At 71.5% G+C, this 14,453-nt stretch carries 10 protein-coding genes; 1 reads left to right on the forward strand and 9 read right to left on the reverse strand.

Translation table 11 applies throughout. The features are described 5' to 3' along the window. Positions 1 to 88: 88 nt before the first annotated feature. The 6 genes from aceE to OG758_RS33600 all read right to left on the reverse strand — a co-directional run bounded on the left by aceE (position 89) and on the right by OG758_RS33600 (position 9,811). Complete coding sequence (gene aceE, locus OG758_RS33575; protein WP_326713355.1) at positions 89 to 2,788, reverse strand: pyruvate dehydrogenase (acetyl-transferring), homodimeric type; 2,700 nt, start codon at positions 2,786 to 2,788, stop codon at positions 89 to 91. Positions 2,789 to 3,071: 283 nt separating this feature from the next. Further along, positions 3,072 to 3,695 carry a GntR family transcriptional regulator gene (locus OG758_RS33580; RefSeq protein ID WP_100592131.1) on the reverse strand — a complete coding sequence of 208 codons (624 nt, stop codon included), beginning with the start codon at positions 3,693 to 3,695 and terminating at the stop codon, positions 3,072 to 3,074. A 115-nt stretch (positions 3,696 to 3,810) separates the two neighbouring features. Then, a complete protein-coding gene (gene sucB / locus OG758_RS33585; protein ID WP_326713356.1) occupies positions 3,811 to 5,565 on the reverse strand; it encodes a 2-oxoglutarate dehydrogenase, E2 component, dihydrolipoamide succinyltransferase in 1,755 nt (584 codons plus the stop codon). Positions 5,566 to 5,697: 132 nt separating this feature from the next. Further along, positions 5,698 to 7,086 carry a dihydrolipoyl dehydrogenase gene (gene lpdA / locus OG758_RS33590; RefSeq protein ID WP_266565057.1) on the reverse strand — a complete coding sequence of 463 codons (1,389 nt, stop codon included), beginning with the start codon at positions 7,084 to 7,086 and terminating at the stop codon, positions 5,698 to 5,700. Between the two features lie 283 nt (positions 7,087 to 7,369). Further along, positions 7,370 to 8,902 carry a leucyl aminopeptidase gene (locus OG758_RS33595; protein WP_326713357.1) on the reverse strand — a complete coding sequence of 511 codons (1,533 nt, stop codon included), beginning with the start codon at positions 8,900 to 8,902 and terminating at the stop codon, positions 7,370 to 7,372. 126 nt (positions 8,903 to 9,028) lie between these two features. Next, a complete protein-coding gene (locus OG758_RS33600) occupies positions 9,029 to 9,811 on the reverse strand; it encodes an adenosylcobinamide-GDP ribazoletransferase (RefSeq protein ID WP_326713358.1) in 783 nt (260 codons plus the stop codon). A gap of 67 nt (positions 9,812 to 9,878) precedes the next feature. Here OG758_RS33600 and OG758_RS33605 point away from each other — a divergent pair, with 67 nt between their 5' ends. Then, on the forward strand, positions 9,879 to 10,634 hold the full coding sequence (locus OG758_RS33605; RefSeq protein ID WP_326713359.1) for a hypothetical protein: 756 nt from the start codon (positions 9,879 to 9,881) through the stop codon (positions 10,632 to 10,634). Here OG758_RS33605 and OG758_RS33610 read toward each other — a convergent pair. The 3 genes from OG758_RS33610 to cobT form a co-directional block, all read right to left on the reverse strand. Further along, a complete protein-coding gene (locus OG758_RS33610; RefSeq protein ID WP_326713360.1) occupies positions 10,583 to 11,284 on the reverse strand; it encodes a hypothetical protein in 702 nt (233 codons plus the stop codon). The two genes, OG758_RS33605 and OG758_RS33610, sit on opposite strands and share 52 nt — an antisense overlap. Continuing rightward, on the reverse strand, positions 11,281 to 13,056 hold the full coding sequence (locus tag OG758_RS33615) for a phosphatidylglycerol lysyltransferase domain-containing protein (RefSeq protein WP_326713361.1): 1,776 nt from the start codon (positions 13,054 to 13,056) through the stop codon (positions 11,281 to 11,283). The genes OG758_RS33610 and OG758_RS33615 overlap by 4 nt, the downstream gene beginning before the upstream one ends. A 122-nt stretch (positions 13,057 to 13,178) precedes the next feature. Continuing rightward, positions 13,179 to 14,282, reverse strand: coding sequence for a nicotinate-nucleotide--dimethylbenzimidazole phosphoribosyltransferase (gene cobT / locus OG758_RS33620; RefSeq protein ID WP_326713362.1), 1,104 nt, complete (start codon positions 14,280 to 14,282; stop codon positions 13,179 to 13,181). Positions 14,283 to 14,453 lie beyond the last annotated feature (171 nt).

The following is a 14,453-nucleotide window of genomic DNA, read 5'->3' on the forward strand; positions in this document are numbered from 1 at the left end:
CCCCTGAACGGCGCCCCCCTGGACTCCTCCTCATTCACGCACGCGTGCCCCGCCCCGGCAATCGGGACGGGGCACGCACGACAAGCGACTACAGGCCGTAGCGCTCGCGCGCCTCCTTCACGGCCGAGGCCTTGATCTCGCCGCGGCGGGCGAGCTGGGCCAGGGCCGCGACGACGATCGACTGCGCGTCGATGCCGAAGTGGCGGCGGGCCGCCTCACGGGTGTCGGAGAGACCGAAGCCGTCCGCGCCGAGCGAGGTGTAGTCCTGCTCGACCCACTGCGCGATCTGGTCGGGGACCTGGCGCATGTAGTCGGAGACCGCGAGGACCGGGCCCTGGGCGCCGTCGAGCGCCTTACGGATGTAGGGAGTGCGCTCCTCGCCGCGCAGGATCGCCTCGTCCGCCTCCAGGGCGTCGCGGCGCAGCTCGGTCCAGGAGGTCGCGGACCACACGTCGGCGGCGACACCCCACTCCTCGGCGAGCAGCTTCTGCGCCTCGAGGGTCCAGTGGATCGCCGTGCCCGAGCCGAGCAGCTGGATGCGGGGGGCGTTGGCGGCCGCGACGTTCACCCCGGCCGACTCGGCGGTGTTGAAGCGGTACAGGCCCTTGAGGATGCCCTCGTCCACGCCCGCGGGCTTGGCCGGCTGCGGCATCGGCTCGTTGTAGACCGTGAGGTAGTAGAAGACGTTCTGGTCCTCGCCCGGGGCCGCCTCGCCGTACATGCGGCGCAGACCGTCCTTGACGATCGCGCCGATCTCGTAGGCGAACGCCGGGTCGTAGGACAGCGCGGCCGGGTTGGTCGCCGCGATGACCGGCGAGTGACCGTCCGCGTGCTGCAGACCCTCACCCGTCAGCGTCGTACGGCCCGCGGTGGCACCGACCAGGAAGCCACGGCCCAGCTGGTCGCCGAGCTGCCACATCTGGTCGGCCGTGCGCTGCCAGCCGAACATCGAGTAGAAGATGTAGAAGGGGATCATCGCCTCGCCGTGCGTGGCGTACGCGGAGGACGCGGCGATGAAGTCCGCCATGGAGCCGGCCTCGGTGATGCCCTCGTTGAGGATCTGGCCGTCCGTGGCTTCCTTGTAGTACATCAGCTGGTCGCGGTCGACCGGCTCGTACGTCTGTCCCTTGGGGGAGTAGATGCCGAGCGAGGGGAACAGCGACTCCATGCCGAAGGTGCGCGCCTCGTCCGGGACGATCGGCACCCAGCGCTTGCCGGTCTCCTTGTCGCGTACGAGGTCCTTGACCAGGCGTACGAACGCCATGGTCGTCGCGACCGACTGCGACCCGGAGCCCTTGTCGAAGGACGCGAACGCCTTGTCGGCCGGGGCCGGCAGCGGGGCGATCGCGTGCGTGCGGCGGGCCGGGGCGGGGCCGCCGAGGGCCGCGCGGCGCTCCTGGAGGTAGCGGACCTCGGGGGAGTCGGCGCCCGGGTGGCCGTAGGGGACCTGGCCGTCGACGAACTGGCTGTCGGAGATGGGCAGTTCAAGGAGGTCACGCATGTCCTTGAACTCGTCCACCGTCAGCTTCTTCATCTGGTGGTTGGCGTTCTTGGACTCGAAGCCCTTGCCCAGCGTGAAGCCCTTGACCGTCTGGACCAGGATCACGGTCGGCGCGCCCTCGTGCGACAGGGCCGCACGGTAGGCCGCGTACACCTTGCGGGGCTCGTGGCCGCCGCGCGAGACCTTGAAGCACTCGGCGATCTTGTCGTCCGTGAGCAGCCGGCCCAGCTCGACGAGCGCGGGCTCGGAGCCGAAGAAGTGCTCGCGGATGTACGCGGCGTCGCGGGTCGCGTACGTCTGGAACTGGGCGTCCGGCACCTCGCGCAGCCGGCGCACGAGCGCGCCGGTCGTGTCGAGCTGGAACAGCTCGTCCCAGGCGGAGCCCCAGAGCGTCTTGATGACGTTCCAGCCGGCGCCGCGGAACTGCGCCTCCAGCTCCTGGACCACGCGGAAGTTGGCGCGGACCGGGCCGTCGAGGCGCTGCAGGTTGCAGTTGATGACGAAGGTCAGGTTGTCCAGACCCTCACGCGAGGCGAGCGCCAGGGCCGCGGTGGCCTCGGGCTCGTCCATCTCGCCGTCACCGAGGAACGCCCACACGTGCGAGGCGGAGACGTCCTTGATCCTGCGGTTGGTGAGGTAGCGGTTGAACCGCGCCTGGTAGATCGCCGACAGCGGGCCGAGGCCCATGGAGACGGTCGGGAACTCCCACAGCCAGGGCAGGCGCCGCGGGTGCGGATACGACGGCAGGCCGTCGCCGCCGGACTCCTGGCGGAAGCGGTCGAGCTGCTGCTCGCTCAGGCGGCCGTCGAGGAAGGCGCGGGCGTAGATGCCGGGGGAGGCGTGGCCCTGGATGTACAGCTGGTCACCGGAGCCGTCGCCCTCCTTCCCCTTGAAGAAGTGGTTGAAGCCGGTCTCGTAGAGCCAGGCCGCCGAGGCGAACGTGGCGATGTGGCCGCCGACGCCGTACTTGGAGCCACGGGTCACCATCGCGGCCGCGTTCCAGCGGTTCCACGCGGCGATCTTCAGTTCCAGCGCCTCGTCACCCTCGATCGCCGGCTCTGCGGCGGTCGGGATGGTGTTGACGTAGTCGGTCTCGAGGAGCTTCGGCAGCGCCAGGCCTGAGCCCTCGGCGCGCTCCAGCGTGCGGCGCATCAGGTACGCGGCACGGTGCGGCCCGGCCGCCTTGGTAACGGCGTCCAGGGAGGCCTGCCATTCGGCGGTCTCCTCGGGGTCGCGGTCCGGGAGCTGGTCGAGCTCGCTCGGCTGGATTGCGGAGGGGTCGGTCATTGCGCCGCCTTCCTGAGTCGGAGGGGGGTTCCCTTAGCGGAAAGGGTGGGGGTGCCCTAGGTCTTTGGCAGGACAGGGCGTGGGTCTCTGGTGGAGACCCGTCGGCGACTCTAACTCCCTGATCGATGATCGATCAAAGGGTTGAAGGAGAAAACTTCCTCAGACGGAGAAAGTGGGCATCCGGTGCCAATGAACGGGGCACCGGGTGCCTTGATTTCGAAGGCGGAACGTCGGATATGCGCAGGTGGGAGCGGGACGCGACAACGTCTGAGCGGGGTGTGGCTCAGGCGCGCGGGGCGCAGCCGAGCACGTGCGCCTTCACCAGCTCCGCGATCGCGGGATCCCGGCGCCGGAACGCGGCCACGAGCGCCTCGTGCTCCTCCGCGTACGACTGCTGGACGGTGCCCAGCCACCGGATGGACAGGGCCGTGAACACCTCGATGCCGAGGCCCTCCCAGGTGTGCAGGAGCACGGAGTTCCCCGCGGCACGCACCAGCTCGCGGTGGAAGGCGACCGTGTGCCGCACCTGGCCCGTCCCGTCGGCCTCCTGGTCGGCGCGGTAGAGGGCCGCCACATGGGGTTCGAGGGCCGAGCAGTCCTCGGCCAGCTTCCCGGCCGCCAGCTCCGCCGCGATGGCCTCCAGACCGGCCCTGACCGGGTAGCTTTCCTCCAGGTCGGCGGCCGTCAGATTCCGCACCCGGACGCCCTTGTTGGGGGCGGACTCGATCAGACGCAGGCTCTCCAGCTCCCGCAGGGCCTCCCGCACGGGCGTCTGGCTCACCTCCAGCTCCGTCGCGATGCGGCGCTCCACGATGCGCTCGCCCGGCTTCCAGCGCCCGCTGACGATCCCCTCGACGATGTGCTCGCGGATCTGTTCGCGCAGCGAGTGGACGACGGGCGCGGTCATGATGGCTCCTCCAGAGGGGGCAGAGACCCCAAGGTGCGGTGACCTCTAGACAATACGGCGGCGCCCCCGTCCGGAAGACCTCCGGACGGGGGCGTACGCGCTGATGAGACGAGAGTTACAGGCCGAGCTCGACCTCGAACTCGCCGGCCTCCAGGATCGCCTTGACCGTGGTCAGGTAGCGGGCGGCGTCCGCGCCGTCCACCAGGCGGTGGTCGTAGGAGAGCGACAGGTACGTCATGTCCCGGACGGCGATGGTCTCGCCGAGGTCCGGGTGGTTGATGACGACCGGACGCTTCACCGTGGCGCCGATGCCCAGGATCGCGGCCTGGTTCGGCGGCACGATGACGGTGTCGAAGAGCGCACCGCGCGAGCCCGTGTTGGAGATCGTGAAGGTCGCGCCGGACATGTCGTCCGGCGTGAGGCCGCCACCGCGGGCCTTGCCGGCCAGCTCGGCGGTCTTCTTCGAGATCCCGGCGATGTTCAGGTCGCCCGCGCCCTTGATGACCGGCGTCATCAGACCCTTCTCGGCGTCAACGGCGATGCCGATGTTCTCCGAGTCGAAGTACGTGATGGTGCCTTCGTCGTCGTTGATCCGGGCGTTGACGACCGGGTGGGCCTTCAGCGCCTGGGCGGCAGCCTTGACGAAGAACGGCATCGGGGAGAGCTTGACGCCCTCACGGGCCGCGAACGCGTCCTTCGCCTTGGCGCGCAGCTTCATCAGCTTGGTGATGTCGACCTCGACGACCGAGGTCAGCTGGGCCTGCGAGTGCAGCGCCTTCATCATGTTGTCGCCGATGACCTTGCGCATGCGGGTCATCTTGACCGTCTGGCCGCGGAGGGGGGAGACCTCCAGGGCCGGGGCCTTCGCGGCGGCCGGAGCAGCAGCGGCGGCGGCGGGGGCCGGAGCAGCCTTCGCGGCCTCGGCGGCCGCGATGACGTCCTGCTTGCGGATACGACCACCGACGCCGGTGCCCTTGACAGTGCCCAGGTCCACGCCGTTCTCCGACGCGAGCTTGCGGACCAGCGGGGTCACGTACGCGCCGTCGTCACCGGAGACCGCGGCAGGGGCCGGGGCGGCGGGGGCGACCGGAGCGGGAGCGGCGGCCGGGGCCGGGGCGGCCGGAGCCGCGGGGGCGACCGGGGCCGGAGCGGCGGCCGGGGCCGGAGCCGGAGCAGCCGGAGCCGCGGGGGCAGCCGGAGCCGGGGCGGGGGCGGCGGCCGGAGCGGCCGGGGCGGCGGGCGCGGCGGCGGCCGGAGCGGCACCGGGAGCACCGATGACGGCCAGCTTGGCGCCGACCTCGGCGGTCTCGTCCTCGGCGACGGAGATCTCCAGGAGAACGCCGGCGACGGGGGAGGGGATCTCGGTGTCGACCTTGTCCGTGGAGACCTCGAGCAGGGGCTCGTCCTCCGCGACCTCCTCGCCGACCTCCTTCAGCCAGCGGGTGACGGTGCCCTCGGTGACGGACTCGCCGAGAGCGGGCAGCACGACGTCGGTGCCGGAAGCGGCACCGGCGGGGGCGGCCGGAGCGGCCGGGGCGGCGGCCGGGGCCGCGGGGGCCTCGGCGACGGGGGCCGGAGCGGCGGCCGGGGCCTCGGCAGCGGCGGGAGCCGGGGCGGCGGCGGGCGCGCCCGTGCCGTCGTCGATGACGGCGAGCTCGGCGCCGACCTCGACGGTCTCGTCCTCGGCGACCTTGATGGAGGCCAGAATGCCGGCGGCGGGCGAGGGGATCTCGGTGTCGACCTTGTCGGTCGAGACCTCGAGCAGCGGCTCGTCGACCTCGACGCGCTCGCCCTCGGCCTTCAGCCAGCGGGTGACGGTGCCCTCGGTGACACTCTCACCGAGCGCCGGAAGGGATACGGAAACCGACATGGTTTCTGTTGCTCCTTAGTGGGGTCTCCCCTGCTCGAGCGATGTTGAGAGCTTGGGGGAGTGCGGAAGTCTGTGGTCGGTCGTCGCGCCCAGAGGACGACAGGGACGACTGGGTCCAGCCTGCGGCCTGACCTAGTCGTGCGAGTGCAGCGGCTTGCCCGCGAGGGCCAGGTGGGCCTCTCCGAGTGCCTCGTTCTGCGTCGGGTGGGCGTGGATGAGCTGGGCGACCTCGGCGGGCAGCGCTTCCCAGTTGTAGATCAGCTGGGCTTCGCCGACCTGCTCGCCCATACGGTCGCCGACCATGTGGACGCCGACCACGGCGCCGTCCTTGACCTGGACGAGCTTGATCTCGCCCGCGGTCTTGAGGATCTTGGACTTGCCGTTGCCCGCGAGGTTGTACTTCAGAGCGACGACCTTGTCCGCACCGTAGATCTCCTTGGCCTTGGCCTCGGTGATACCGACGGAGGCGACCTCGGGGTGGCAGTACGTCACCTTCGGCACGCCGTCGTAGTCGATCGGGACGGTCTTGAGACCGGCCAGACGCTCAGCCACCAGGATGCCCTCGGCGAAGCCGACGTGCGCGAGCTGGAGCGTCGGGACGAGGTCACCGACGGCGGAGACGGTCGGCACGTTGGTCTGCATGTACTCGTCGACCAGGACGTAACCGCGGTCCATCGCGACGCCCTGCTCCTCGTAACCGAGACCGGCCGAGACCGGGCCGCGGCCGATGGCGACCAGGAGGACCTCGGCCTCGAAGGTCTTGCCGTCGGCGAGGGTCACGCGGACGCCGTCCTGCGTGTACTCGGCCTTCTCGAAGAAGGTGCCGAGGTTGAACTTGATGCCGCGCTTGCGGAACGCGCGCTCCAGGAGCTTGGAGCTGTTCTCGTCCTCGACGGGCACGAGGTGCTTGAGGCCCTCGACGACGGTGACGTCGGTGCCGAAGGACTTCCACGCGGAGGCGAACTCGACGCCGATGACGCCGCCGCCGAGGATGATCGCGGACTGCGGGACGCGGTTCAGCGTCAGCGCGTGGTCCGAGGAGATGATGCGGTTGCCGTCGATCTCCAGGCCCGGCAGCGACTTCGGCACGGAGCCGGTCGCGAGGAGCACGTGGCGGCCCTGGACACGCTGGCCGTTCACGTCCACGGAGGTCGGGGACGACAGGCGGCCCTCGCCCTCGATGTACGTCACCTTGCGGGAGGCGACGAGACCCTGCAGGCCCTTGTACAGGCCGGAGATCACGTCGTCCTTGTACTTGTGGACGCCCGCGATGTCGATGCCCTCGAAGGAGGCCTTGACACCGAACTGGTCCGCCTCGCGCGCCTGGTCGGCGATCTCACCGGCGTGCAGCAGGGCCTTCGTCGGGATGCAACCGTTGTGCAGGCAGGTGCCGCCGAGCTTGTTCTTCTCGATCAGGGCGACGTCCAGGCCCAGCTGCGCTCCGCGCAGGGCCGCGGCGTAACCGCCACTGCCACCGCCGAGGATCACTAGGTCGAAAACGGTGCTGGCGTCGTTCGCCACGTCACGTCCTCCATGCATGTGCGCCGTACGCCGGTCTGCAGTGACCGGGCGGCGGCTGGTGTCCGGCCGCTTTTTTATGCTTCGGCCCTGTGGTGGGGGCCCTGTCCTGCCGAGGACCCATCTTCGCACTTGTCGGAGGCGGACGGGACGCCGGGCCCGGGGGTGAGACGGCCGTTACACCTGAAACCCGGGTGAGGGGGTCCGGGAGGCCGCGGATTTCGTCGAAAGCGAACAGCCCCCGGGTGCCGTCGCACCCGGGGGCTGTCGAGCCGTGCCTTACGCGTCAGCCGAGGTCACCGTCGGCCGTGCGCTCCGCGAGGCGCACCAGCGTACGGACCGCGGAACCGGTGCCGCCCTTGGGCGTGTAGCCGGACGCGCCGCCCTCGTTGAAGGCCGGGCCCGCGATGTCGAGGTGGGCCCACGTGATGCCCTCGCCGACGAACTCCTGGAGGAAGAGGCCGGCCACCAGGCCGCCGCCCATGCGCTCGCCCATGTTGGCGATGTCGGCGGTGGCGGAGTCCATGCCCTTGCGCAGGTCGGAGGGGAGCGGCATGGGCCAGGACGGCTCGCCGACCTCCTCGGCGACCTCGTGGATCGACGTACGGAAAGCGTCGTCGTTCGCCATGATGCCGAACGTGCGGTTGCCGAGCGCCAGCATCATCGCGCCGGTCAGCGTGGCGACGTCGACGATCGCGTCGGGGGTCTCCTCGGAGGCCTTGGCGATGGCGTCGGCCAGGACCAGGCGGCCCTCGGCGTCCGTGTTCAGGACCTCGACGGTCTTGCCGGAGTACATGCGAAGGACGTCACCCGGGCGGGTGGCCGAGCCCGACGGCATGTTCTCGGCGAGCGCCAGCCAGCCGGTGACGTTCACCTTGAGGCCCAGACGCGCGGCGGCGACGACGGCGGCGAACACAGCGGCGGCGCCGGCCATGTCGCACTTCATCGTCTCGTTGTGCCCGGCCGGCTTGAGGGAGATGCCGCCCGAGTCGTACGTGATGCCCTTGCCGACGAAGGCGAGGTGCTTGTCCGCCTTGGACGACGTGTAGGAGAGCTTCACCAGACGCGGCGGGGCCTCCGAGCCGGCGCCGACGCCGAGGATGCCGCCGAAGCCGCCCTTGACGAGCGCCTTCTCGTCGAGGACCTGCACCTTGATGCCGTGCTCCTTGGCCGCGGCCGAGGCGACGGCGGCGAAGGCCTCCGGGGTCAGGTCGTTCGGCGGGGTGTTGACGAGGTCGCGGGCGCGGTTGAGCTCCTCGGTCACGGCGAGGGCGCGCTCCACGGCGGCCTTGAACGCCTTGTCGCGGGGCTTGGCACCGAGCAGGGCGATCTCGGCGAGCGGCGCCTTGCCGTTCTTGCCGTCCTGGGCCGACTCCTTGTAGGCGTCGAAGGAGTACGCGCCGAGCAGGGCGCCCTCCGCGATCGCGCCCGCGTCACCCGAGTCCTCGACGGGCAGGGCGAACGCGGCCTTCTTCGCACCGGCCAGCGTGCGGGCGGCCGCACCGGCGGCGCGGCGCAGGGCCTCCGCGTCGTACGTCTCGTCCTTCTCCGGCACCGGACCGAGGCCGACGGCCAGGACGACCGGGGCCTTGAAGCCGGAGGGGGCGGGGAGCTTCGTCACCTCACCCTCACTGCCGGAGGCGCCGAGGGTCTCCAGGACGGCGGCGAGCTTGCCGTCGTAGGCCTTGTCCACGGCCTCCGCGCCGGGGGCGACGACGAGCCCTCCGGACTTGGATGCAGCACCCTTCGCCACACCGACGACGATCGCGTCGGCACGCAGGCCGGACGCGGCGGCGGTGCTGAGAGTCAGAGCAGTCACGGTGGTGAGGTCCCTACTTTCATGGTGTCTGAACGAATTCTGACGGGCCGTGGGGTGTATGGCCCCTTGGGGAGCCTACGCCCGTGCGCGCGAGGGTGCGCTTCGCGGTATGCGTCCGCGGCCGTGTCAGCCGGAGGTGAGGACGACGAGGGCCGCGGTGGCGGCGGTCTCGGCGACGCCGCCGAAGACATCACCGGTCACTCCGCCGAAGCGGCGCACGCAGTGGCGCAGCAGGAGTTCGGCCGCGCAGCAGGCCAGTACGGCGGCGGCCGCGCCACGCACGGCGCCGTATGCCGAGCCGGTGACGGCGCCCGCGGCACCGGCGGCGCACACGGTCACGGCGGCGGCGAGCAGCGCCCCGCGCACCGGCACCGTTGCGGCGACGGCCGCGCCCAGGCCCTCGGGCCGGGCCGGCGGGACACCGGCGCGCGAGGCCAGGGTGAGCGCGAGCCGGGCGGTGAGTGCCGAGACGACGGCGGCGAGCGCGCCGCGGGCCCACGAATCCGCGTACAGCTCGGTGAGCGCGGCGACCTGGGCGAGGAGCGCGAGCACGAGTGTGATGACGCCGAACGGGCCGATGTCCGACTGCTTCATGATGCGCAGCGCGTCCTCGGCCGGCTTGCCGCTGCCGAGGCCGTCGGCGGTGTCGGCGAGCCCGTCCAGGTGCAGTCCCCGGGTCAGCGCGGCCGGGACGCTCACGCTCGCCACGGCCGCGAGCAGCGGTCCGGCGCCGAGCAGCGTCAGGATCCCGCCGAGGGCGGCGGCGGCCAGGCCCACGACGAGCCCGGCGACGGGGGCGCAGAGCATTCCGGCGCGGGCCGCATCGCGGTCCCATCGGGTGACCTTGACCGGGAGCACGGTGAGGGTGCCGAAGGCGAAGCGGAGGCCGTCGGCCGGGGTTGCGGGCATCCCGGCAGGCTACCCGGGGGGCCCAGCACAGCGGGCGGCGCCTGTGCCCCGGCGGCAGGATGGCCGCATGGGTGACTGGTGGTACCGGAACATCGTCGAGCCGGGGAAGCTGCCGCTGCTGCTCGCCCTCGCCGCGTTCCTGCTGACCTTCGCGGCGACCCGTACGATCACGCGCCTCATCCGGGCCGGGCGCGGGCCGTTCCGCAACGTCACGCCGGGCGGCATGCACATCCACCACGTGGTGCCGGGCGTGATCCTCACCGTCATCGGCGGGTTCGGCGCGGTCGGCAGCGGGCGGCACGGCGTCGGGGCCTCGATCTGCGCGGTGATCTTCGGGACCGGCGCGGGCCTGGTCCTCGACGAGTTCGCGCTGATCCTGCACCTCGCCGACGTGTACTGGACCGAACAGGGCCGGCAGAGCGTGGAGGTGGTGGTCCTCGCGGCGGCGCTCGGGCTGCTCGTCCTCAGCGGCTTCTCGCCGCTCGGCGTGAACGATGTGACGGGCCGGGAGGAGCAGGGGCGCGGTACCGCGATCCTCACGGTCCTGATCAACCTCCTGTTCGTCGTGCTGGCCATGTTCAAGGGGAAGCCCCGGCTCGCGATCGTCGGCGTACTCGTGCCGTTCGTCGCGCTGTTCGGGGCCATCAGGCTCGCGCGGCCCGGATCGGTGTGGGCCAAGCGCTGGTACCGGCGGCGCCCCAAGGCCAGGGCCAGATCGCGGCTGCGCGCCTACCGGCACGACCGGCGCTGGTCGAAGCTGAGCCGGGGTTTTCAGGACCTGATCGGCGGCACACCCGACCCGGAGCGCTCGGCGTCCCGGTGACGTGCGGTGCCGAAGGCCCACCGCGTCACGACGACCAGGGAGACCGCGGCCATCGCCGCCAGGTGCTCCTTGCCCGCGAGGTTGGGCTTCATGCCCGCCTCGATCACCATGAGGGCGGCCACCACGCCCGCCGTCCACCAGGCGCGATGGCGCCAGCACACGTACACGGCGAGGCCGACGACCGCCGCCGAGGGGCCGTTGTCGACGATGCGCGCGTCCGACGCGGGCAGGCCGAGCGGACCGTCGGGGCCGAGGGCGATGCCGAGGCGGGCGTAGAGGGTGCCGGCGAGGGTGGCGACGTATCCGACGGCGAGCGTGCCCCTCCAGCCGAGGCAGATCTCCGCGATGCCGAACACGATCAGGACCTGTGCGAGCGCGCCCCACACGGGGAGGTCGAGCGCCGGCACGAAGAGGGACAGCGGGGTGCGCAGCAGGGACAGCAACAACGGGTCCCCGGCCCGGACGGAGCCGACGTCCTGCACGAACCGATAGCCCCAGGACTGGTTCTGCACGTACTGGAGCAGGGCCGTGAGGCAGACAGCGCCGAGCGTCATCGGCGCCGCCCGCCACCTCTTGACGACGACTCCCCTGTGCACCGTCGACCACAGCGGCCCCCACTCGGCGCGGGCCAGGGCGGCCGGGGATGTCACGGGTGCGGCTCCAGATGTCTGCGGTGCATCCAGTTCGGCAGGCCCGGCGCCTCCAGGAAGCCCTCGGCGCGTGCGGAGGCGAGGCCGATCCGCGGCAGGTCGGCGCTCTTCTCGAAGAGCAGGAAGCGGGGTTCCCAGATGGGCCGGTACTTCGCGTTGGCCCGGTAGAGGGATTCGATCTGCCACCACCGTGAGAAGAAGCTGAGCAGCGAGCGCCACAGACGCAGCACCGGGCCCGCGCCGAGCCGCGAGCCACGTTCGAAGACGGACCGGAACATCGCGAAGTTCAGCGACACCTGGGTGATCCCCATCGCTCCGGCCCGCTGGAGCAGTTCGATCACCATGAACTCCATCAGCCCGTTCTCGGAGTCCCTGTCGCGCCGCATCAGGTCGAGCGAGAGCCCCTCCGGTCCCCACGGGACGAACGAGAGCACGGCCTTCAACTCGCCTTTCCCATCAGTGCATTCGAGCATCACGCAACGTCCGTCCGCAGGGTCGCCGAGCCGCCCGAGCGCCATCGAGAAGCCGCGCTCGGTCGCCCCGTCGCGCCAGTCGTCGGCGCGCTGGAGCAAGTACGTCATCTCGTCGGCGGGGATGTCCTCGTGGCGCCGGATCCGCACCTCGTGACCCGCGCGCTTGACCCGGTTGTAGGCCTGGCGGACGGTGCGCATGGCGCGGCCCTCCAGGGTGAACTCAGTGATCTCGACGATGGCTTCGTCGCCGAGTTCGAGGGCGTCGAGGCCGTGCCGGGCGTAGATGGTGCCCGCCTCCTCGCTCGCGCCCATCACGGCCGGGATCCAGCCGTGTTCGCGCGCCTCCATGAGCCAGGGGGCGATCGCGCCGGGCCAGGCCTCGGGGTCGCCGATCGGATCGCCCGACGCGAGCGAGACCCCGCCGACGACGCGGTACGCGACGGCCGCCTTGCCCGTCGGCGACCACACGACGCTCTTCTCGCGGCGCAGCGCGAAGTAGCCGAGCGAGTCCCGGTCGCCCTCCTTGTCGAGCAGTGCGCGCAGCTTGGCCTCGTCGTCGGGGGTGATGGGGTCGACGGCCTTGCGGGAGCGGAACGCGGCGTACGCGACAGCGAGCAGGAGGAGGGTGCTCAGGATGTTGATGGCGACGTTGACCCAGTTCGGCGACGTGATGCCGGGATAGCGGGACTCGTCGGTGGCGACCGAGATGAGGCGCAGGGTGCCGTAGCGCCAGCGCTCGAGGAACGTCGAGTGGTGCCCGTTGTGCGCCTGGTTGGTGACGGTCACGAGGAACGTCGCGAACAGGGACGTCACGAGGAGTCCGCCGATCCCGACCGCGGCCGCGAGCTTCGCGTTCGAGCGGTCCCCCTTCGCGTAGAACTCCCGCCGCCCGAGCAGCAGCGCGACGACGAACGCGGCGGTCAGGACGAGCGAGATCCAGTTCTGTGCGTAGCGGCGCACCTCGGGGAAGAACATCACGACGATGAACAGGAGCAGGAAGAGCCCGCTGAGCACGAGGTTGAGGATCCACGCGGCACGCTTGCGGCGGCGCATCGTGATCGCCAGGAACCAGGTGAAGACCCCGGACGCGAAGCCGGCCGTCAGCAGGTACGGGGTGAAGTAGTTGTCGGTGTTGTGCCGTTGCAGGTCCTGGCCGAGGGAGACCCAGACCGCGCTCAGGAAGTTGATGAACGTGACGACGCGCAGGTACCAGACGAGGAAGGCGGCCGCCCGTTTCGTGGTGGGGGTGCAGGCGTGGGCGGGGCGCGCGGGTGGAGCGCTCGTGTGTTCATCTGCCATAGGCAGGGAGCATATGGGTCATTTGAGGTGATACGGGGCGAACATCGCCGGGGCGCGAAACGGCGGGTCGCGGCGGGACCGAACCCGCCGCGACCCGCCGTCAAAAAGGCGTGCCCAGTGCCCTATTCGGTCGCGTCGGCGGTCTCCGGCTCCTCGGCCGACTCCGGCTCCTCGGCGGCCTGCGGGGCCTCCGGCAGCTCCGCCGCCAGCGCCGCGGCGGCCTGTACCAGCGGCAGCGCGAGCAGCGCCCCGGCTCCCTCGCCCACCGTCACGCCCTGGTCGAGCAGCGGCTCCATCGCCATCCGGTCCAGCGCCTTCGCCTGCGCGGGCTCCCCGCTCGACTGGCCCGCCAGCCACCAGTCCGGCGCCCGGAACGCGATCCGCTGCCCGACGAGCGCGCACGCCGCCGACACGACGCCGTCCAGGATCACCGGCGTACGCCGCACCGCGCTCTGCAGCAGGAACCCGGTCGCGGCGGCGAGGTCCGCGCCGCCCACCGTGCCGAGCAGCGCCAGCTGGTCGCCGAGCACGGGCCTGGCCCGCCGCAGGGCGTCCCGCACGGCCGCGCACTTGCGCATCCACGCCAGGTCGTCGATCGGCGAGCCGCCGCGCCCGGTCACCACGGACGCGTCCGTCCCGCACAGCGCAGCGATCAGCGTCGCGGCCGCAGTGGTCCCGCCCACGCTGAGATCCCCGAGGACCACCAGATCCGTGCCGGAGTCCGCCTCCTCGTCGGCGACGGCCATGCCCGCGCGGAACGCGGCCTCCGCCTCCTCGGGCGTCAGCGCGTCCTCGATGTCGATGCGCCCGGACGACCTGCGCACCCGGTGCCGTACGACCTCGGCGGGCAGCTCGTCGGGCTCGCAGTCCAGTGACATGTCGACGACCCGTACCGGAACACCCAGGCGCCGCGCGAGGATCGCCGACGCGCTCCCGCCCTCGACGGCCTGGCGCACCAGCGCCGCGGCACTTCCCGCGGGCCGCGCCGACACCCCGAGTTCCGCGACCCCGTGGTCACCCGCGAACAGCACCACGCGCGGCCGCTCCAGCGGTTTGACCGGCACGGTGGCCTGGGCGGCCGACAGCCACTCGCCCAGCTCGTCGAGGCGGCCGAGCGCGCCGGGCGGCACCGCGAAGCGGGCACGGCGTTCCTCGGCGTCGCGGCGCGTCCCGCCGTCGGGGCGCTCGATCAGATCGGTGAAGTCGTCGAGATTCAGCGAGCTCATTCGCCGAACAGTACCGGCCGTTCCCCGACGTGGCGCATGACGTGGTGTTACGCCATGCGATGCATCGGATCCGCAGCGTCATTGCGGGTCTCTCCGTGATCCTTTACGTTCCTGGATGCCCCGGATTGTCGTATCGCCCCAGGGCGGTGTGGCGCCCTTCGGACCGTCCCA

Origin of the sequence: Streptomyces sp. NBC_01474, from assembly GCF_035918215.1 — a bacterium.
Taxonomy (GTDB): Bacteria; Actinomycetota; Actinomycetes; order Streptomycetales; family Streptomycetaceae; genus Streptomyces; species Streptomyces aureus.